A 15,720-nucleotide genomic window follows, 5' to 3' on the forward strand; every position below is an offset into this window, starting at 1 on the left:
CACCGGTGACTCACATAAGAATGCCCGCGTAATTCTCGAGCTTAGCTTGCCTGTTTCCTGCTCGCGCGGGCCGGCTTGACCCCGGCTGCCGCGTTTGGTGCTTTCGCGAGTTCGATCGCTTCGAGCGTGCGAGTCTTCTCGGCCGCGAGGTAGGTGAGGCGCTGCTGGATTCGGTCGATCTCGCGAGCGATGTGGGCCGGGTTCAAGCTGTCACGGTACCCGGTCAACTCGGCGGTCTTCTCGGCGCTGAGCACACCGGAACGCTGGAGCCGGTCGAATGGTGTCGCGAGCTCATCGTAGACACGTTTACGGCGCCCCCTTTGATCGGTCGCCCAACCGATGGGTTTCTTCGTGGGGGTGAGGAAATTATGGCGATCGTTCACCAGCGGCCATAACTCGTTCAATAGCTTCAGCAGAGGCGCGGTGTCGTACCTCCAGTAGAACGCGTACCGGCGCACGATCTGATTGTTTTTCGACTCGATCGTGGCCTGATCATTCTTCTTGTACGGCCGGGACCTCGTGAAGTAGATGTCAAGTTCTGCAGCCCAACCGATGACGTCGTAGTTGATGAACTCGGACCCGTTATCAAAATCCACCCCGGTCACCTCGAACGGCACTTCGCTGATGAATCGGTCGAGGGCGTCACGAATGTGCAGGTGTGCGTTGTTCCGGATCGAGCGCGTGTACGTCCAACCGGTGTGCATGTCGGTGAGATCAACACTGCGACAGAACTCACCCTTCAAGACGGGCCCGCAGTGTGCGACGGTGTCGCCCTCGAAGAACCCGGGTACGGCCTCGATCTCGTCACCGGCTTTCCTGATCGTGATCGAGTTCCGCAGCAGCGGGCCTGGCGTGGTGGTGGCGATCCCGCGGAGTGGGTCCCTCGCGCGGGCTGGGGCGAGGTAGCGGTCGATCGTGGCCGGTGACATTGCCAGCAACTCGTCCGCGACGTGGTGACTGTACCTGCCCCGGCCTGGGACCAGTTCGCCGTGCGCTTCCAGCAGCATGAGTTGGAGTTCCATTGACGCGGCCAAGTATTTCCCGCTGATCCCGCCCGCGAACGCCCACACTTTCTGCAGCACTTTCAACGCGTCATGTGAGTACTTCAGCGGGCGCGGCTTACGTTGCCGGGCCCCTACCCGACGCGGTTTCAGCGCAGCTTGTAACTGTCTGCGCGCGTTGTCTCTGGACCAGCCCGTGATCGCGCATACCTCGTCAAGGAGACGGCTCTTCTCCTTCTTGGCCGCTGCGGCATACTGCTTCGCGAACTTTCGTGTGATCTCGTGTCTGGCACGCATTGATAGCCCACTTCCCATGAAACTGATGATTCCGTTTCGCGGGCATTTTTACGTGATGCACCGGAAGTGTTTCGCGGGCATATTAGGTGAGGCACGTCGGGGTCTTGCCTACACTGGACGATGCGGCTACACTAGTGAGTGCAAACCGGAGCATTCCAGCCCAGCGCTCGATAGCTCCGGCGGCCCCCGGTCTCTTGCTTCGGCTACCGGGGGTTGCTTTTTTCCACGGGCACGACCCGCAGCAGCGGCGCCAGCGGCACGGCATAGCCCGCGTCGCTCCCACGCTCAAGGTGGCTCTGCGCGAACGCCACGATGTCGGGCACCCACAGCAGCGGCTCCACTGACGGTGAGGTGAAGGTCACCTGCATCTGGCCGATCACCTGCGCCTGTCGCATCGTCTTGATCGTCCGCAGATCACGGGCCCGCTGTCCTTGGTGGCGTCGCTCCTCGGCCACGACGAGCGACGGCCGAGGCGTCAGCTGCCCCTCGTGCAGGTTCCCCAGCAGTGCCGTCAAGCATGCCTCGCGAGCGAGTTCATCGCCGCCAGGAGCATCTTCGATCGGCGACTGCACCGCCAACAGGAACGCTTCGTCCTCCTCGGCTGCGGCGAGGTAGCGGCAGAGCTCGTGGATCGTCTCCGCATCGCCCGCCGCGTGTGCCTCGCTCGTATGCCAGTAGCTTCCGCCGATGATCGACCCGAGATCGTCACGCACCGGCTGATGGAGTCGAACCGGCGACACATACGCGGTCGCGATGTAGAACGTGCGTGCACCGTGTGCGACCTCGGGGACGACGTAGCTCTCATCGACGAACGCCACATGCGCATCCGGTCGGAGACGACGGTAGGACTCGGAGAGCAGCCGACGCCGAGTCTCATCCGTGTGCGAAGCTGCCATTCCGCCATTCTCTCAAACCTCAGCCGGGCGGCGGGCGATGTCACCGCGGCGCGGCGTGCCGGTCAGCGTCGAACTCACTCATCCCCAGATCACCATCATGCGGTAGAGCATGACGGCGACGGCGAAGTTCACGACGACCAGCACGAGGTTCGCCGTGCGGCGACGGTCGACGAGCGCCCAGAACGCCGCACCGAACGGGATGAGTAGCGCGACGATGAGATACATCCAGAACTCGAGCGGATCCCCTACGGCGGGATTGCCTGTGACAGGCTGCGCGATGCCGACGACTACCTGCGCGATGAGCAGCACCCCGACAAGCAGGGTCGCGCCGAGGGTGTAGTCGTTGGGCCCGCGCTTGCGGAAATACTCAAGGATGCAGACGAGCGCCGCGAGCAGGGCGACGACGATCTGGGCAATGCCGAACCAGACGATCATGGGGCGAGAGCGGGGTCGACAGTCACGGCTCAAGGGCATATTGGCGATGCTGCGCATTGCCCCCGGAGGAGCCGGCCGGCCCGCCGAGCGACGAGAGTCGACCGATCAGAGCTTCCAGCGGCCCTTGCCCGACCAGCAGACTCCACACCACGGAGAGCGCTATCGTGGTGAGCGTCATCGGGAGAAACGGGTCGAGATCGCGGAACGCATGCTCATGCGCGGAGCCGAGCAGGATCGTCGAGGCGATGGCCCAGCCTACGATCTGCAGCACATAGGCCGTCAATGGCATCGACCCCACCGCCCGGAGCGGGAAGGTGAGCCACGGCAGCCGTCCGGCAGAGCACAGCAGCAGGCACACGCCGATCACCGCGATCGCGAAGCCGCCGCTCCCGATCGCCTCGAGCACGCCGCTCGAGTGCGGATCCGCCGTCCACCAGGCAGCAAGGAACGGTCGATCAGCCGACTCCTCCGACGACTCCGCGCCGGGGGAGAGACTGTATCCGGCTACCGCCAGCAACGTGCCGAGGCCGAGTGCCGCCCACTGCACCCGCTGCGACCACATCCCCGCGCGCGCCAGACCGAGGCCCGCGAGGGTGAACGCGACCCACAGCGGAAACGGATAGTTCCATCCGATGTAGTGCCCGGTGAGCCAGCCTTCGTAGCTCTCCCACCACGGCGAGGCATTCGCCCATACCACCACGGGCGATGCCACGAGCACGACGATCGCGGCGGCGAGGAACAGCCGCGAGGCGCGCTGCGCGAGCAGGGGGAGTGCCAGGACGAAGATGACGGCATAAGTCGGCAAGATGATCGCCGCCGGCACGTCGAGGCTGATGAGCAGCACGCCGAGAAGCCAGATCACCAGCGCCCGGATTACCACCTTGAGCCTCGCCCGGCCGAGCTTGGCACCGCTCGGGGGCGTCGGGCCGCCTGTGGAGAGGCCGAGCGAGACGCCGGCGAGCGTGGCGAAGAGGATCGAGGAGCGACCGTTCACGATCGCCCCCCACGTCGACGGTTCCGTCCACGATAGCGAGCCGAGCCAGAGCAGATGCGCCGCCAGCATGCCCAGCACCGCGAGCCCGCGAGCGAGGTCGACCCCCGCGATCCGGGAGGGGTTGTTCAATCGGTGCCAGTTCCGCGTGACGCGGCGGCGCAGTGGAGCCGCGACCGTGCTCGTCATGCTCCGCCGTCGATCCCGCGCCGCTGGCTCATGGGTGCTTGACGCCCACCGGCTCGTCGTCGCTGATGTGCGCTGTCTCGATCTGGAAGGTCGAGTGGTTGACAGACACCTCGAAGTGCTCCGCTACGCACGCCTTAACCGCATGGAGCATTTCGGCCGCATGCCCGTCGGTGAAGCATTCGTCCTCGACGACGACATGCGCGGTGATTGTCGGCAGACCGGTCGCGACCGTCGAAGCGTGCAGGTCGTGCACATCCTTGACGTGCTCGAGCTCGAGGATGTGCGCACGCACCTCGTCGAGATTGAGGCCCTTGGGGGTGAACTCCATGAGTACGCTCGTCGTCTCGCGCATCAGCTTGAAGGCGCGGGGCACGATGAGCGCGGCGATGAAGAGGCCGGCGAGTGCGTCGGCGCGCTGGAAGCCCGTGGTGGCGATCACGATGGCGGCGACGATCACGCCCAGGGAGCCGAGCGCGTCGTTGAGTACCTCGAGGAATGCGGCGCGCATATTGAAGTTTGCGCCTCGGCTCGAGGAGAGAATGAGGATGGCGGTGATGTTCGCGGCGAGGCCGACGATACCGAAGACCAGCAGCTCGGTCGCGGGCACCTCCGGCGGTTCGAATAGGCGCCGGATGCCTTCGATGGCGGTGTAGAAGCCGACCACGAGCAGTAGCGTCGCCTGCCCGAGCGCGGCGATCACCTCGATCCGGCGGAATCCCCAGGTGCGCGTCGACGTCGCCGGCCGCAGCATCAGTGTCGCCGCGATCAGTGCGACCAGTAGCCCCGAGGCGTCGGTGATGGCATGCGCGGTGTCGGTGAGCAGTGCGAGGCTTCCGGTGACGACGGAACCCACGGCCTGCGCGACGACGATCGTTGCGGTGATGCCGAAGGCGATCCAGAGCTTGCGGCGATAGTCGCCGGGTTGTCCCGCCTCGGCCACGCCCGGTCCGTGATCATGTCCTGCGCCCATTCGAGATCTCCGTTCTCATTCGGTACTGGTCAATACACTTCACTATATAGATAACATCGTCGTTTGGCGATGTTATCTTTCGCCAATAAGTCGCGGCTGCCTCCGACCTAGAGTGATTGCCGATTCGGAGATAACATCGTGATATGACGATGCAAGCCGAACGTTCTCATGAGCTGCCGACGATTGCCGAAGCCGAGGCGCTGACCTCTGCGGCAGCCCTCTTCCATAGCCTCGGCGATCCTTCCCGGCTGGTGATCCTGCAGCATCTGCAGCTCGGGGAGCACCGCGTGGTCGACCTGGTGGGGCACCTCGGGCTCTCCCAGAGCACCGTCTCCAAGCATCTCGCCTGCTTGAAAGACACCGGCATGGTCGTCTCGCGAGCCGAGGGGCGGGCCTCGATGTACTCGCTCGCGCATCCCGACGCCGTCGTTGCGATCCTCGCAGCAGCCGAGAAGATGCTAGCTCTCACCGGGGACGCCGTCCGCTTGTGCCCCATGCATCATGAGGGCATCACCGCTGACTGACCGGCCAGCGTGCTCACTCCGGCGTCTCTTCGACAGGCGCGGGCTCGGCAGCCGCCGGCGACTGCGCGGGAGGCTGCTGTTTCGGCGGGAGACCAGCTTTCGCGCGCTCCTCGGCCTCGATCTGCTTATAGACCCGGCGCTCCGTGCGATCGGCCCGAGAGATCGCGCGGATCACGAACCAGAAGAAGGCGCCGATGATCACCGACGGGGTGAGCGACCAGAGCGCGTTCGCCCACCAGTTCTCCATGCGCAGAGGCTACTGTTGCATGCTGTGAGAACAATGCAATAACTCGACGAGATGTAGAGTAAAAATCATCGACGAGGAGGGTACGACATGGCCGGGGTGCGCAAACGCGAATGGGGCGGGCTCGAAGACGAGGTCATGCAACGACTCCACGAACAGGAGCGCGCCGTGAGCGCGCGCGAACTGCAGACCATGTTCAGCGAACCCGTGCCGGCCTACACGACGCTCATGACGGCACTTACCCGCTTGGAGGGGAAAGGCCGTGTCGAACGGGTCGGCGACTCGCCCCGGAAGATCAGTTTCCGCCCGCTGCGCTCAAGTGAGAAGGAGGCGAGCGAGACGATGACCTCCGCGCTCGAGCAGGCTGCCGACCGGCGGGCCGCCCTGCTCGCCTTCGCCGGGAATCTCGCCGAAGACGACGTCGCCGCGCTCATGGACGCCTTCGGTGAGGCGAAGCCCGAAGGATAACCGACCGTGCTGCTCCTTGCCCTAGTTCTCCTGGGCACGGCTCTCGCGCTCGCCGTGCTCTGCCCGCGCGTGCTCACCGCAGGACGCTGGCACCTCTTCCACCCGAGAGCCGCGCTGACGGTCTGGTTCGGGGCGTTTGGGGTGGGCATCGCGACCGCCCTCGCCGGCATCGCCCTCGGCATCGTCGCGGTCGAGTCGCTGCGGCACGCCATCCCGCATACCACCAGTGTGACCGTATCAGCGGTGATCTGGGTCGCCGCCGGGATCTCCGGCGTCTTCCTCGTCTTTGTCTTCACCTTCGCCGGCTCGCTGCAGTCCCTGCGCCCGGCCTCCCACTCCCACGCTGTCGCCTATGCGAGAGACGAGCACATCGGCTTTACCCTCGTCCGCTTCCACTCGGAGAAGCCCGAAGCCTATGCTGTCCCCGGTAGGCGTCCCGAGATCTTCGTCTCCTCAGCCATGGAGCAGCTCCTCACCCCGCCGCAGTTGCAGGCCGTGCTTGCCCACGAGTTCGCTCATCTGCGCCACCAGCACGGACTCGCCATCCGCATTGCCCAGCTCAACGCGCTGCTGCTGCCGGGTACGCGGGCCAGCCGAGCGCTCGAACGCGCCACCCGCCTGCAGATTGAGCTCGCTGCCGACGATGCCGCCGCCCGTCAAGTCGGGGCCGCACACCTCGCGAATGCACTCATCGTCCTCGCAGCCGCGACGCACGATGTCGGCATGACCCTCCGAGCCGAGCGCCTCACCCGGAAGCGCTGGCCTGCCGCTCAGCATCGTCGACTCCCGCAGGGCTTGCGCGCCGCTCCCCAGCTGCGCTGACCTTGTCGCTCAGCCCGCTCGCGCAAAGCTTCATACATCTACATCTTGTAGTCTTGTGCGAGGAATCCGCGGAGAGGACAATGGGCGATGGACGTTACTAGGGAGCAGGAGCTCACCATCAGCGGCATGACCTGCGGCCACTGCGCCCAGACGTTGACCACGGCGCTCAGCGCGCTCAGGGGAGTCGAGAACGTCGACGTCGACGTGGCCTCCGGGAGGGTGATCCTCAACGTCGCCCACCCCCTCAGTACCGAGTTCCTCACAGGCATCGTCAGCGAGGCCGGCTTTGAACTCACCGCCATCCGCGAGCGGGCACGATGAGCAGCAGCGCGGCCACGACCACGCCCGCTCAGGCCTCACGGGAGCGTTCGCCACGGCGCACTGCCGTCGCTCTGGCGATCGCGGCATTCGGTCTCCTTGCGATCATTGTTCCCCCGATCGTCGCCACGCTCCGCATCGGGCCGGCCGCCTATGAACAGATCTACCTCACCTTCCCTGGCTTCGACGTTGCCGTGCCGACCGCGCTCGGGCAGGGACTCGGCGATCTCGCCGCCATGCTCACCCTCGGCGCCCTGCTGTACCTCCTGTTCTTCCGTGACGCTCGCGGCAAACAGGCCAAACGGATCGAGCCATGCCTCGAACTCACCCTGCTGCGTATCGCCTCGGTCGCCTGGGCGATGGTGTCGGCCGGCATGGTGGTCTTCGAATCGCTCGACAGCAGCGGCATGCCCCTCGCGCGTCTCACGGAGCCGGGCGCATTCGCCTTCCTCTACGAGACGAGCGCCTTCCCGCGAGCCTGGACGGTGTCGCTGGTCGCCGCCGTCATTACCTCGCTCGTCTGCCAGTTCGTTACCCGGTGGACAGGGCTCCTCATCCCGCTCTGGATGACCTGCTTCGGCATCCTCGCCCCTGTGGTCGTCGGGCAGATCCTCGTCGGCCCGAATCATGACCTCGGCAGCGATGCCGGCACCTACCAGACCCTCGCCACCGGAGCGGTTTTCGGCGTCATCCTCATCGCCGCCATCCGAGCCGGGAGCGGCCGCACCCTCGACCCGGTCATCGTTACCCGCCTCACCACCTTCGTGCTCATCGGGATACCGCTGATCATTGCCACCGACGTCGTCCTGACTTGGTTCAAGCTCGCCGGATCGAGCCTCTTCGAGTCGGAGACGGGGTGGCAGATCCTCGCCCGCTGGACATGCCTGGCACTCCTCATCGCCGCCATGCTCGGCTGGCGTGCCGTCCAGCGCGCGAACCCGGTCAAGCCAGCACTGCTGCCGCCCGCCATCGCGACCCTGGCGATCGCCGGATGGGTTGGGATCACCGCAGCCATGACGAGGGTCCCGCCGCCCCACTACTTCCAGCCCACCAGCATCTCCCAGGTGTTCCTCGGCTTCGAGGTTGCCGAGGCGCCGTCGCTGCTGGTCTGGTTCACGCACTGGCGGCCCAATCTCCTCTTCATCGTGCTCGCGATCGCCGCCGTCGCCGCCTACCTCTGGGCGGTACGCGTGCTGCACACGCGCGGCGACCGATGGCCGATCGGCCGCACAATCTCATGGATCGGCGGCTGGTGCGTCATCGTCTTCGCCACAAGCTCCGGCTTCGGTAAGTACTCGGCCCCCGACTTCGGCACACACATGATCGTGCACATGAGCCTGAACATGCTCGCCCCGATCCTCCTGGTGATGGGCGGCATCATCACCCTGCTACTGCGGGCAACCCGATCCGAGCCCACCCGCCCAGCGGGACTGCACAACTGGATCACCTGGGCGCTGCACTGGAAGGTGCTCCGCCTCGTCTACAACCCGCTGTTCGTGTTCGTGCTCTTCGTTGGCTCCTACTACGGGCTGTACTTCACCGGGATCTTCGAAGAGGGCATGCGGTTCCACTGGGCGCACCAGCTCATGAACGTCCACTTCATCATCGCCGGATATCTCTTCTACGGGCTCGTCATCGGGGTCGACCGACCGCCGCGCCCTCTGCCGCACATCGGCAAGCTCGGCTTCGTGCTCGCCGCGATGCCGTTCCACGCGTTCTTCGGCGTGATCCTGATGATGGCTGATGGTGAGTGGATCGCGGAGAACTTCTACCTCTACTTCGGGCTGCCCTGGACAGACCTCCAAGCCTCTCAGTACCTCGGCGGCGGCGTCGCCTGGGCCGGCGGCGAGCTGCCGCTGCTGCTCGTCATCATCGCGCTCGGCATCCAATGGTCCCGGCAGGACGCCAAAGAAGCCCGCCGCAAGGATCGGCACCTGGACTCTGGCCGCGACGAGGAGTTCGACGACTACAACAAGATGCTCGAAACTCTCGCAAATCGGCGGCAAGCCGCAGGCCCGGGACGGCCCGCACCCCCAAGTGAAGAGGAGGCCACGCCGTGACCCTCGCCCACGATGTCGTCGAGCCGTTGCAGCTCGATGTCTCAGGCATGACCTGCGCCGCCTGCGCGGGACGCGTCGAACGCGCCCTGAACAAGATCGAGGGCGTCACTGCGAGCGTGAATTATGCGACCGAGCGCGCCATCGTCTCTGGCCTCGGCGCCGCTCGCGCGAGCGAAGCACTTGAGCGCGTCGAGAAAGCCGGCTACGGCGCGCGCATCCATGATGACGCCGACGACGCCTGGTCGAAGCGCGCCACCGAGGTGCGCATCACCTCCCTGCGGCGACGGCTCATCCTCGCCGCCGTGCTCACCGTTCCGCTCATGGATCTCACGATCGTGCTCGCCCTCGTCCCCGACTGGCGCTTCCCCGGCTGGGAATGGCTCTGCGTCGCCCTCGCCGTGCCGATCGTCACCTGGGCGGCCTGGCCGTTCCACAAGGCCACACTCAGGAACCTCCGCCACGGCGACGTCAGCATGGACACTCTCGTCTCCCTCGGCATCGCCGCCTCCTTCGGCTGGTCGGTTGTGACGCTGCTGTTCGGCATCGAGGGAAGTGGGGCGGGGTACTGGCTTGGCATCGGCGCTACTCCCGAGGGGGCAAACGCCATCTATCTGGACGTCGCCGCGGGTATGACCACCTTCCAGCTCGCCGGCCGCTACTTCGAAACCCGTTCCCGCCGCAAGGCCGGCGATGTACTCGGCGCCCTCAGCGAGCTTGCCGCCACGCACGTCCGCATCCAGCGAGACGGCACCGAGGAGATCAGGCCCGCCACGGAACTCCGCGTCGACGACGTGTTCGTCGTGCTCCCCGGCGAAACTCTCCCCGCCGACGGCACCATCATCGTCGGTAGCGCCGACATCGACGCCAGCATGCTCACCGGCGAACCGCTCCCCGTCACTGCCTCGAGCGGCGATGCGGTGATCGGCGGCACGATCAGCACCAACGGCCGCCTCGAAGTGCGCACGAGCTCCGTGGGCGCACACACTCAGCTCGCGCAGATGGCCGCCCTCGCCGAACAAGCCCAGGCCCGCAAAGCCCGCGTGCAGACCCTCGTCGACCGCGTCACCCGCTACTTCGTACCCGGAGTGATCGTTCTCGCCATCCTCGTCACCACTGGGTGGATGCTCGCCGGCCGCTCCTTTGAAGAGGCCTTCGGGATCGGGATCTCCACCCTCATCATTGCCTGCCCATGCGCCCTCGGGCTCGCCACTCCGACCGCGCTCATGGTCGGCATCGGCCGGGGCGCCAGCCTCGGCATCCTCGTGAAGGGGCAGGACGCGCTCGAGGCGAGCGGCACGATCACCACCGTGGTGCTCGACAAGACCGGTACCCTCACCACCGGCGAGATGACCGTGCGCAGCATCGCCACCGTTCCCGGCGTCGCCGAGCACGAGCTGCTACGCGTCGCCGCCTCCGTGGAGCAGGGATCGGAGCACCTCATCGCCCGTGCCATCGTCGCGGCCGCGAAGCAGCAGATCACCGACCTCGACCCCGTCAGAGACTTCATCGCCGTGCCCGGCCGGGGCGCCTCCGGCGCCGTCGCCGGCGACACCGTCCACATCGGTAGCCTCGCTTACCTGGACGAGCAAGGCGTCTCAACCGGTGCCGCCCGCGTCTACCTCGCCGAAGCCGACCCCACAGAAACGGCCGTGTTCGTCGCACAGGCGGGAGGCCTGATCGGACGCTTCGGCCTTGCCGACACCATCAAGCCGAACGCCCGTGCCGCAATCCAAGCGCTGCAGCAGCAGGGCCTCACCACGGTGCTGCTCACCGGCGACTCCCGAGCCGTCGCAGAGGATATCGCCAGCACCCTCGGTATCGATCGCGTCTCCGCAGAAGTGCTGCCGGCCGAGAAAGCCGATGCGATCCGCGAGCTGCAAGCTGCAGGGGCGCGGGTAGCCATGGTCGGCGACGGCATCAACGACGCCGTCGCCCTCGCTGCCGCCGATCTCGGCCTCGCCGTGGTCTCCGGCACCGACATCGCCCTCAAATCGGCCGACATCATCCTCGTTCGGGAAGACCTCGCCGTGATCCCCGAGGCGATCGAACTGTCGCGGCGTACCCTGCACACCATTCGTGTGAACCTCGGCTGGGCGTTCGGATACAACCTCGCCGCGATCCCGATCGCCGCCGCCGGTTTCCTGAATCCCCTCATCGCCGCCGGTGCGATGGCGCTCTCTTCGGTGCTCGTCGTGTTCAACAGTCTCCGGCTGCAAAACTACCGCCGTAGGGCCTAGCCCGGGGGTATCCAGATGCGACCGCCCCAGTATGCGCACTTCGACGTTGCCCCGATCTCGAAGCGTCGACTGCGCTGGGAGCTCGCGATCGTACTCAGCCTGTCCTTCGGCTATGCGGGCGTGCAGTCGATCATCACGATCCTGCACCGCCTCAGCCAGGAGACCGCGCTCGCCTCCCAGACGGCCACCATCAACCGGCCGCTCGCCGAGCAGCCTTTCTTCGACCTCGCCTACCAGCTGCTCGGCTTCGTGGGGGAACTCGCACCTGTCGCGCTCGTGGCGTACCTGCTCTGGCGCACAGCGGCCCCGCACCTGGGAAACCTCGGCCTCGGACGGCTCCCCGGCAGGGGCGGCCGGTGGTGGCTGGCAGACACCGGCTGGGGTGTCGTGCTCGCGGCTGCGATCGGGATCCCGGGGCTCGCGTTCTACCTCTTCTCGCGCATCATCGGGATCAACGCGAACGTCGTACCGACCGCCCTCGACGCCTACTGGTGGACGGTGCCCGTGCTGATCCTCTCCGCCCTGCGTGCAGCTCTCGGCGAGGAACTCATCGTCGCCGCCTACTTCTTCGACCGTATGCGACGCCTCGGGGTCGGCCCGATCTCCACCATCGTCTCAAGCGCACTGCTGCGCGGCAGCTACCACCTCTACCAGGGCATCGGCGCATTCATCGGCAACGTGGTCATGGGGCTCCTCTTCGGCTGGGTCTACCACCGCTGGGGGAGGTCGTTGCCGCTCATCGTCGCGCACTGGCTGCTCAACATCGTCAGCTTCGTCGGCTACCCGCTCGCGCTGCTGCTCTGGCCCACTCTCTTCCAAGTCGCGCCATAGCAGGCCGACTACCCGTTCATGAGCAGCAGCATCGCCGTCATCCCCGCCGCCATCAGGCAGTGGCAGAGCGCGTGCAACCGATCCCCGCGAACCGTCGCCGCGCGGAAGGCCCACCACAGTGCGATCGCTGCGCTTCCAGCCACAAACACCACGTTGACGACGTCCACCCACACCGGGGTGGTCATCGCCAACATCATCGCCTCATCAGCGGCCTCTCCGTGGCCGCCACCGTGCTCCCCGCCGCCCATGTCCGCCATGAGCAGCGGCATCGCCGCGATCATCCACACCATCGCGCCAGCGAGCCAGATATGCCCGGCGAGATCGACGCGGCGGGCCGGCAACGGCGCCTTCCAGAGCCCCGGCACTAGGGCGAGCGCAAGTACGGTGAAGACCACGATCTGCGCCCAGTTCGACGCCGCCGGAATCGACATCATCCAGCACATCGCGATCATCCCGGCGCTCATCACCAGGTGCATGAGGTGGATCGCCATCGACTCGAGCACCGGGCCGCGCCGCGCGCCGGGAGGGGGCCGGTGCGCGATGAGGCGCACGAGGCAGTACACCCCGGTGAACGCGAAGACGACGGTGAGAATCAGATTCCACGGGGAAGCCAGCATACCCACGAGCTTACATCTACATCATGTAGAGTACGGGCCAAGGCCCGCATCCCTCGAGGTTCCCCGAACCCGGGGGAGGGGAGGAGACATCCCGGGCGCCCGGCGCGGCCCAGAACCCCTGCGGCGTCTGCGAAAGGAATACTGACCATGACCGGACTCACCTTCGCCGTCGGCGGCATCCTCACCGCCACCGGCGTCGTCGCCTACTTCGCGTCCGACGCGAGCAGCATGACCGCACTCATCCCCTCCGCACTCGGCGTGCTCATCCTCGTCGCAGCCGTCATCTCACGCGCGCCGAAAGCCCGCCGCCACGCGATCCACGCCGCCCTCGCGATCGCCCTCCTCGGCGTCGCCGGCACCGCGATGAACGTGATGAAGATCGGGGAACTCTTCGCCGGCACCGCCGAGCGACCGAACGCCGTGATCGCGAGCACCGTCACCTTCGTCGTGCTCCTCGTATTCCTCGCCGTCGGCATCGCCTCCTTCGTCCGCGCCCGCCGCTACCGCGCGCAGCAGCCGACGAACGCCCCCGCCTGAGCCGCAACCGCAGTTCCCCGCATGTCCAGCCCCGAGTCCGAGCCCCACGCGCCGTCTGCAGTGTCGCCGTCCTGGGGCTGGGCACGGGGCACGCCGCCGCAGCTGCGCATCATGGAGACCGAACCGCTCGACTACCACAGCCTGCTGCGCGGCACCTCCGCCTACCGATGGTGGAAACCGCTCGCCCTGCTCCTGCTGTCAGGGGCCTTCTTCGGCATCCTCACCGTGGTAGTCACCGTGGCCGTCATCCCAGTGCTCCTGCTCACGGATCCCGACTATCCGGCGCAGGTCGCCGCCGGCACTGCCGCGGCGCTCGACACCCAACGGCCCGTCTCGGTACTCGTGAGCATGGTGTCGATCATCATCATGCTCCCGGCGGTGCTGCTCGCGATGCTCGTCCTCGGCATGCGGCCCATCGGCCGGATCTGGTCAGTCGCGGCCCGCATGCGCTGGGGGCTGCTCGGGCGACTGTTCGTCATCTCCGTGCTCGCGATCGCCGTGATGAACCTCGTCGGTATCGCCGCAGGCGTGCTCCTCGAGCCCGCCACCGACCCTGCAGCGGCTGCGAACGAGACTGCCTTCGATGCACGCGCCGCGCTGCTATCGATGCTGCTCGTGCTGCTCCTGGTGCCGCTGCAATCCACTGCCGAAGAGATCGTCTTCCGGGGACTCTTCATGCAGGTGCTGGGAGCCTGGCTCAGAAACCCCTGGTTCGCGATCCTGATCCCCTCGATCGGCTTCGCGTCCCTCCACATCTACGACATCTGGGGACTCCTCGCCGTCGGGTTGCTTGGCGCAGTATCCGCCTGGCTCACCTGGCGCACCGGCGGCCTCGAGGCAGCGATCGCGATCCACGTCGTCAACAACTACGTCGTTTTCGGCATCATGGCGTCGGGCCTCACCGGGGAAACCGCGCAGACCACAGGCGACGGCAGCGCCGCCGGACTGATCGGCCAGATCGCCGGTCTTGCGCTCTTCGCCTGGCTCACGCTGCGCGTCTTCACACGGGGCGGGTACGGCCGGCAGCGCATCGACCTCATCCAGCACACCTCCGCGCCGAAGGAGCGGGGAACCCGGTAGAGCGCCGCCGAGTCGACACCGGGAGAGCAGTCCCGCGTCGCACGCCCACACTAACCCAGAAATCGAGAGTAAGAGAGACACCATGGACGCCGACACTCGCCGCATCCTCGTGCACGCCCTCGGAGCCGTCCTAACAGTCGGCCTGCTCGGAGGACTCGCCGCCTGTGCCGCCACGAAGCCCGAGGTCACCCCCTCTGCCGAGGACGCCGCCCCCGCCGTCACGGTACGGGCCTACGACAACGCCTACGACATAGCCGAGGTCGAGGTTGCCGAGGGCGAAGCGGTGCGCTGGGTGTTCGAGGGACAGAACGAGCACGATGTCGTCGCCCAGGATGCGAGCTTCGTGAGCGATCTCATGCGACAGGGCAGCTTCACCCATGTCTTCGACCAGGCCGGCAGCTACGAATACGACTGTTCCATTCACGCGGAGATGAAAGGCGTCGTCAACGTGACGGCCGACTGACCCGTGCCCAGGATCCCGCATGCAGAGCGCCTCTGCCCGGCCGCTGCATTCGTATCGAGCAGCCGTCATCCGTTCAGCCTCCCCTTGTGTAGATTCGAACCATGACCACGAGCGCTGAGACACCGCTACGCCGACGACGCATCGGCTTCGCCTGGTTCTCGATCGTGGCCGGCATCGTCGGCTGGTTCGCCTCCTTCGAACTGCTCACCGAGTACATCAAGACCCTGCAGGAACCCACCCACGCGCCCAACTGCAACATCTCGAAGCTCGTCACCTGCGGGCCGAACATGGACTCCTGGCAGGGTTCCCTCTTCGGGTTCTCCAACACCATCATCGGCGTCACCGCCTTCACCGCGCCGATCCTCGTCGGGGCCGCGATCCTCGCCGGAGCACACTTCGCCCAATGGTTCTGGCGGCTCTACTGCCTCGGCCTCCTCGGAGGCATCGTCTTCATCACCTGGCTGCAGTACCAGAGCTTCTACTCTCTCGGCACCCTCTGCCCCTGGTGCATGGTCGTCTGGACGGCCATGATCCCGCTCTGGTGGGTCACCGTCGCGAAAGCCGGCGCCGACGGCCTCCTCCTCCCGGGCGACTCCGCCATGCGCGCGCTCAAAGGATTCGCGTCCTGGGCATGGGTCGCGATCCTCCTCCACTTCGTCATTGTCGCCACCGTCGCGCAGCTCGCCGTCGACTGGCTCTTGGAGTTCCGACTCTGACCTGCCATCGCGCATCTCGGCCAC

At 66.4% G+C, this 15,720-nt stretch carries 18 protein-coding genes; 11 read left to right on the top strand and 7 right to left on the bottom strand.

Features of this window, described 5'->3' with window-relative positions; translation table 11 throughout:
• Positions 1-41: 41 nt before the first annotated feature.
• The 5 genes from ACR0R4_RS12370 to ACR0R4_RS12390 all read right to left on the bottom strand — a co-directional run bounded on the left by ACR0R4_RS12370 (position 42) and on the right by ACR0R4_RS12390 (position 4,779).
• Positions 42-1,298 (bottom strand): integrase catalytic domain-containing protein, encoded by a 1,257-nt coding sequence (locus ACR0R4_RS12370; RefSeq protein WP_433645266.1) that lies wholly within the window; start codon positions 1,296-1,298, stop codon positions 42-44.
• 203 nt (positions 1,299-1,501) lie between these two features.
• Entirely contained in the window at positions 1,502-2,194 is a 693-nt protein-coding gene (locus ACR0R4_RS12375; RefSeq protein ID WP_433647742.1) for a hypothetical protein, read from the bottom strand.
• A gap of 78 nt (positions 2,195-2,272) precedes the next feature.
• Complete coding sequence (locus ACR0R4_RS12380) at positions 2,273-2,629, bottom strand: hypothetical protein (RefSeq protein WP_433647744.1); 357 nt, start codon at positions 2,627-2,629, stop codon at positions 2,273-2,275.
• Between the two features lie 22 nt (positions 2,630-2,651).
• Positions 2,652-3,809, bottom strand: a complete 1,158-nt coding sequence (locus ACR0R4_RS12385; RefSeq protein WP_433647745.1) for a heparan-alpha-glucosaminide N-acetyltransferase domain-containing protein — start codon at positions 3,807-3,809, stop codon at positions 2,652-2,654.
• Between the two features lie 28 nt (positions 3,810-3,837).
• Positions 3,838-4,779 carry a cation diffusion facilitator family transporter gene (locus ACR0R4_RS12390; protein WP_433647746.1) on the bottom strand — a complete coding sequence of 314 codons (942 nt, stop codon included), beginning with the start codon at positions 4,777-4,779 and terminating at the stop codon, positions 3,838-3,840.
• Positions 4,780-4,922: 143 nt separating this feature from the next.
• On the opposite strand from ACR0R4_RS12390, the gene ACR0R4_RS12395 reads away from it, so the two are divergent.
• Positions 4,923-5,303 carry an ArsR/SmtB family transcription factor gene (locus tag ACR0R4_RS12395; protein WP_433647747.1) on the top strand — a complete coding sequence of 127 codons (381 nt, stop codon included), beginning with the start codon at positions 4,923-4,925 and terminating at the stop codon, positions 5,301-5,303.
• 13 nt (positions 5,304-5,316) lie between these two features.
• On the opposite strand, the gene ACR0R4_RS12400 is transcribed toward ACR0R4_RS12395, so the two are convergent.
• Entirely contained in the window at positions 5,317-5,550 is a 234-nt protein-coding gene (locus ACR0R4_RS12400; protein ID WP_017883901.1) for a hypothetical protein, read from the bottom strand.
• 87 nt (positions 5,551-5,637) lie between these two features.
• Between ACR0R4_RS12400 and ACR0R4_RS12405 the strand changes: the two genes are divergently transcribed.
• The 6 genes from ACR0R4_RS12405 to ACR0R4_RS12430 all read left to right on the top strand — a co-directional run bounded on the left by ACR0R4_RS12405 (position 5,638) and on the right by ACR0R4_RS12430 (position 12,283).
• Positions 5,638-6,015: a BlaI/MecI/CopY family transcriptional regulator gene (locus ACR0R4_RS12405; RefSeq protein ID WP_433647748.1), complete on the top strand. Its 378-nt coding sequence runs from the start codon at positions 5,638-5,640 to the stop codon at positions 6,013-6,015.
• A gap of 6 nt (positions 6,016-6,021) precedes the next feature.
• Entirely contained in the window at positions 6,022-6,837 is an 816-nt protein-coding gene (locus ACR0R4_RS12410; RefSeq protein ID WP_433647749.1) for a M56 family metallopeptidase, read from the top strand.
• 87 nt (positions 6,838-6,924) lie between these two features.
• A complete protein-coding gene (locus tag ACR0R4_RS12415) occupies positions 6,925-7,158 on the top strand; it encodes a heavy-metal-associated domain-containing protein (protein ID WP_433647750.1) in 234 nt (77 codons plus the stop codon).
• Positions 7,155-9,215: a cytochrome c oxidase assembly protein gene (locus ACR0R4_RS12420; protein ID WP_433647751.1), complete on the top strand. Its 2,061-nt coding sequence runs from the start codon at positions 7,155-7,157 to the stop codon at positions 9,213-9,215. Before ACR0R4_RS12415 ends, ACR0R4_RS12420 begins: the two co-directional genes overlap by 4 nt.
• On the top strand, positions 9,212-11,452 hold the full coding sequence (locus ACR0R4_RS12425) for a heavy metal translocating P-type ATPase (RefSeq protein ID WP_433647752.1): 2,241 nt from the start codon (positions 9,212-9,214) through the stop codon (positions 11,450-11,452). The genes ACR0R4_RS12420 and ACR0R4_RS12425 overlap by 4 nt, the downstream gene beginning before the upstream one ends.
• Before the next feature lie 15 nt (positions 11,453-11,467).
• A complete protein-coding gene (locus ACR0R4_RS12430) occupies positions 11,468-12,283 on the top strand; it encodes a CPBP family intramembrane glutamic endopeptidase (RefSeq protein ID WP_433647753.1) in 816 nt (271 codons plus the stop codon).
• An 8-nt stretch (positions 12,284-12,291) separates the two neighbouring features.
• On the opposite strand, the gene ACR0R4_RS12435 is transcribed toward ACR0R4_RS12430, so the two are convergent.
• Positions 12,292-12,900, bottom strand: coding sequence for a DUF5134 domain-containing protein (locus ACR0R4_RS12435; RefSeq protein WP_017883894.1), 609 nt, complete (start codon positions 12,898-12,900; stop codon positions 12,292-12,294).
• A gap of 147 nt (positions 12,901-13,047) precedes the next feature.
• On the opposite strand from ACR0R4_RS12435, the gene ACR0R4_RS12440 reads away from it, so the two are divergent.
• From ACR0R4_RS12440 to ACR0R4_RS12455, 4 genes are all read left to right on the top strand, one after another.
• Positions 13,048-13,437: a hypothetical protein gene (locus ACR0R4_RS12440; RefSeq protein WP_433647754.1), complete on the top strand. Its 390-nt coding sequence runs from the start codon at positions 13,048-13,050 to the stop codon at positions 13,435-13,437.
• Positions 13,438-13,458: 21 nt separating this feature from the next.
• Entirely contained in the window at positions 13,459-14,517 is a 1,059-nt protein-coding gene (locus ACR0R4_RS12445) for a CPBP family intramembrane glutamic endopeptidase (protein WP_433647755.1), read from the top strand.
• An 82-nt stretch (positions 14,518-14,599) separates the two neighbouring features.
• Positions 14,600-14,980 (top strand): cupredoxin domain-containing protein, encoded by a 381-nt coding sequence (locus ACR0R4_RS12450; RefSeq protein WP_017883892.1) that lies wholly within the window; start codon positions 14,600-14,602, stop codon positions 14,978-14,980.
• A gap of 101 nt (positions 14,981-15,081) precedes the next feature.
• Positions 15,082-15,696 (top strand): vitamin K epoxide reductase family protein, encoded by a 615-nt coding sequence (locus ACR0R4_RS12455; RefSeq protein WP_017883891.1) that lies wholly within the window; start codon positions 15,082-15,084, stop codon positions 15,694-15,696.
• Positions 15,697-15,720 lie beyond the last annotated feature (24 nt).

The sequence above is a fragment of the Leucobacter fengyongliangi genome (assembly GCF_050971685.1).
Taxonomy (GTDB): Bacteria; Actinomycetota; Actinomycetes; order Actinomycetales; family Microbacteriaceae; genus Leucobacter.

What these genes read in the sequence shown, in the direction of transcription:
- ACR0R4_RS12400 (WP_017883901.1), bottom strand. Translation starts at nt 5,550, where the DNA reads ATGGAGAACTGGTGGGCGAACGCGCTCTGGTCGCTCACCCCGTCGGTG.
- ACR0R4_RS12440 (WP_433647754.1), top strand. Translation starts at nt 13,048, where the DNA reads ATGACCGGACTCACCTTCGCCGTCGGCGGCATCCTCACCGCCACCGGC.
- ACR0R4_RS12395 (WP_433647747.1), top strand. Translation starts at nt 4,923, where the DNA reads ATGACGATGCAAGCCGAACGTTCTCATGAGCTGCCGACGATTGCCGAA.
- ACR0R4_RS12370 (WP_433645266.1), bottom strand. Translation starts at nt 1,298, where the DNA reads ATGCGTGCCAGACACGAGATCACACGAAAGTTCGCGAAGCAGTATGCC.
- ACR0R4_RS12445 (WP_433647755.1), top strand. Translation starts at nt 13,459, where the DNA reads ATGTCCAGCCCCGAGTCCGAGCCCCACGCGCCGTCTGCAGTGTCGCCG.
- ACR0R4_RS12420 (WP_433647751.1), top strand. Translation starts at nt 7,155, where the DNA reads ATGAGCAGCAGCGCGGCCACGACCACGCCCGCTCAGGCCTCACGGGAG.
- ACR0R4_RS12405 (WP_433647748.1), top strand. Translation starts at nt 5,638, where the DNA reads ATGGCCGGGGTGCGCAAACGCGAATGGGGCGGGCTCGAAGACGAGGTC.
- ACR0R4_RS12390 (WP_433647746.1), bottom strand. Translation starts at nt 4,779, where the DNA reads ATGGGCGCAGGACATGATCACGGACCGGGCGTGGCCGAGGCGGGACAA.
- ACR0R4_RS12380 (WP_433647744.1), bottom strand. Translation starts at nt 2,629, where the DNA reads ATGATCGTCTGGTTCGGCATTGCCCAGATCGTCGTCGCCCTGCTCGCG.
- ACR0R4_RS12415 (WP_433647750.1), top strand. Translation starts at nt 6,925, where the DNA reads ATGGACGTTACTAGGGAGCAGGAGCTCACCATCAGCGGCATGACCTGC.
- ACR0R4_RS12430 (WP_433647753.1), top strand. Translation starts at nt 11,468, where the DNA reads ATGCGACCGCCCCAGTATGCGCACTTCGACGTTGCCCCGATCTCGAAG.
- ACR0R4_RS12435 (WP_017883894.1), bottom strand. Translation starts at nt 12,900, where the DNA reads ATGCTGGCTTCCCCGTGGAATCTGATTCTCACCGTCGTCTTCGCGTTC.
- ACR0R4_RS12450 (WP_017883892.1), top strand. Translation starts at nt 14,600, where the DNA reads ATGGACGCCGACACTCGCCGCATCCTCGTGCACGCCCTCGGAGCCGTC.
- ACR0R4_RS12375 (WP_433647742.1), bottom strand. Translation starts at nt 2,194, where the DNA reads ATGGCAGCTTCGCACACGGATGAGACTCGGCGTCGGCTGCTCTCCGAG.
- ACR0R4_RS12455 (WP_017883891.1), top strand. Translation starts at nt 15,082, where the DNA reads ATGACCACGAGCGCTGAGACACCGCTACGCCGACGACGCATCGGCTTC.
- ACR0R4_RS12385 (WP_433647745.1), bottom strand. Translation starts at nt 3,809, where the DNA reads ATGACGAGCACGGTCGCGGCTCCACTGCGCCGCCGCGTCACGCGGAAC.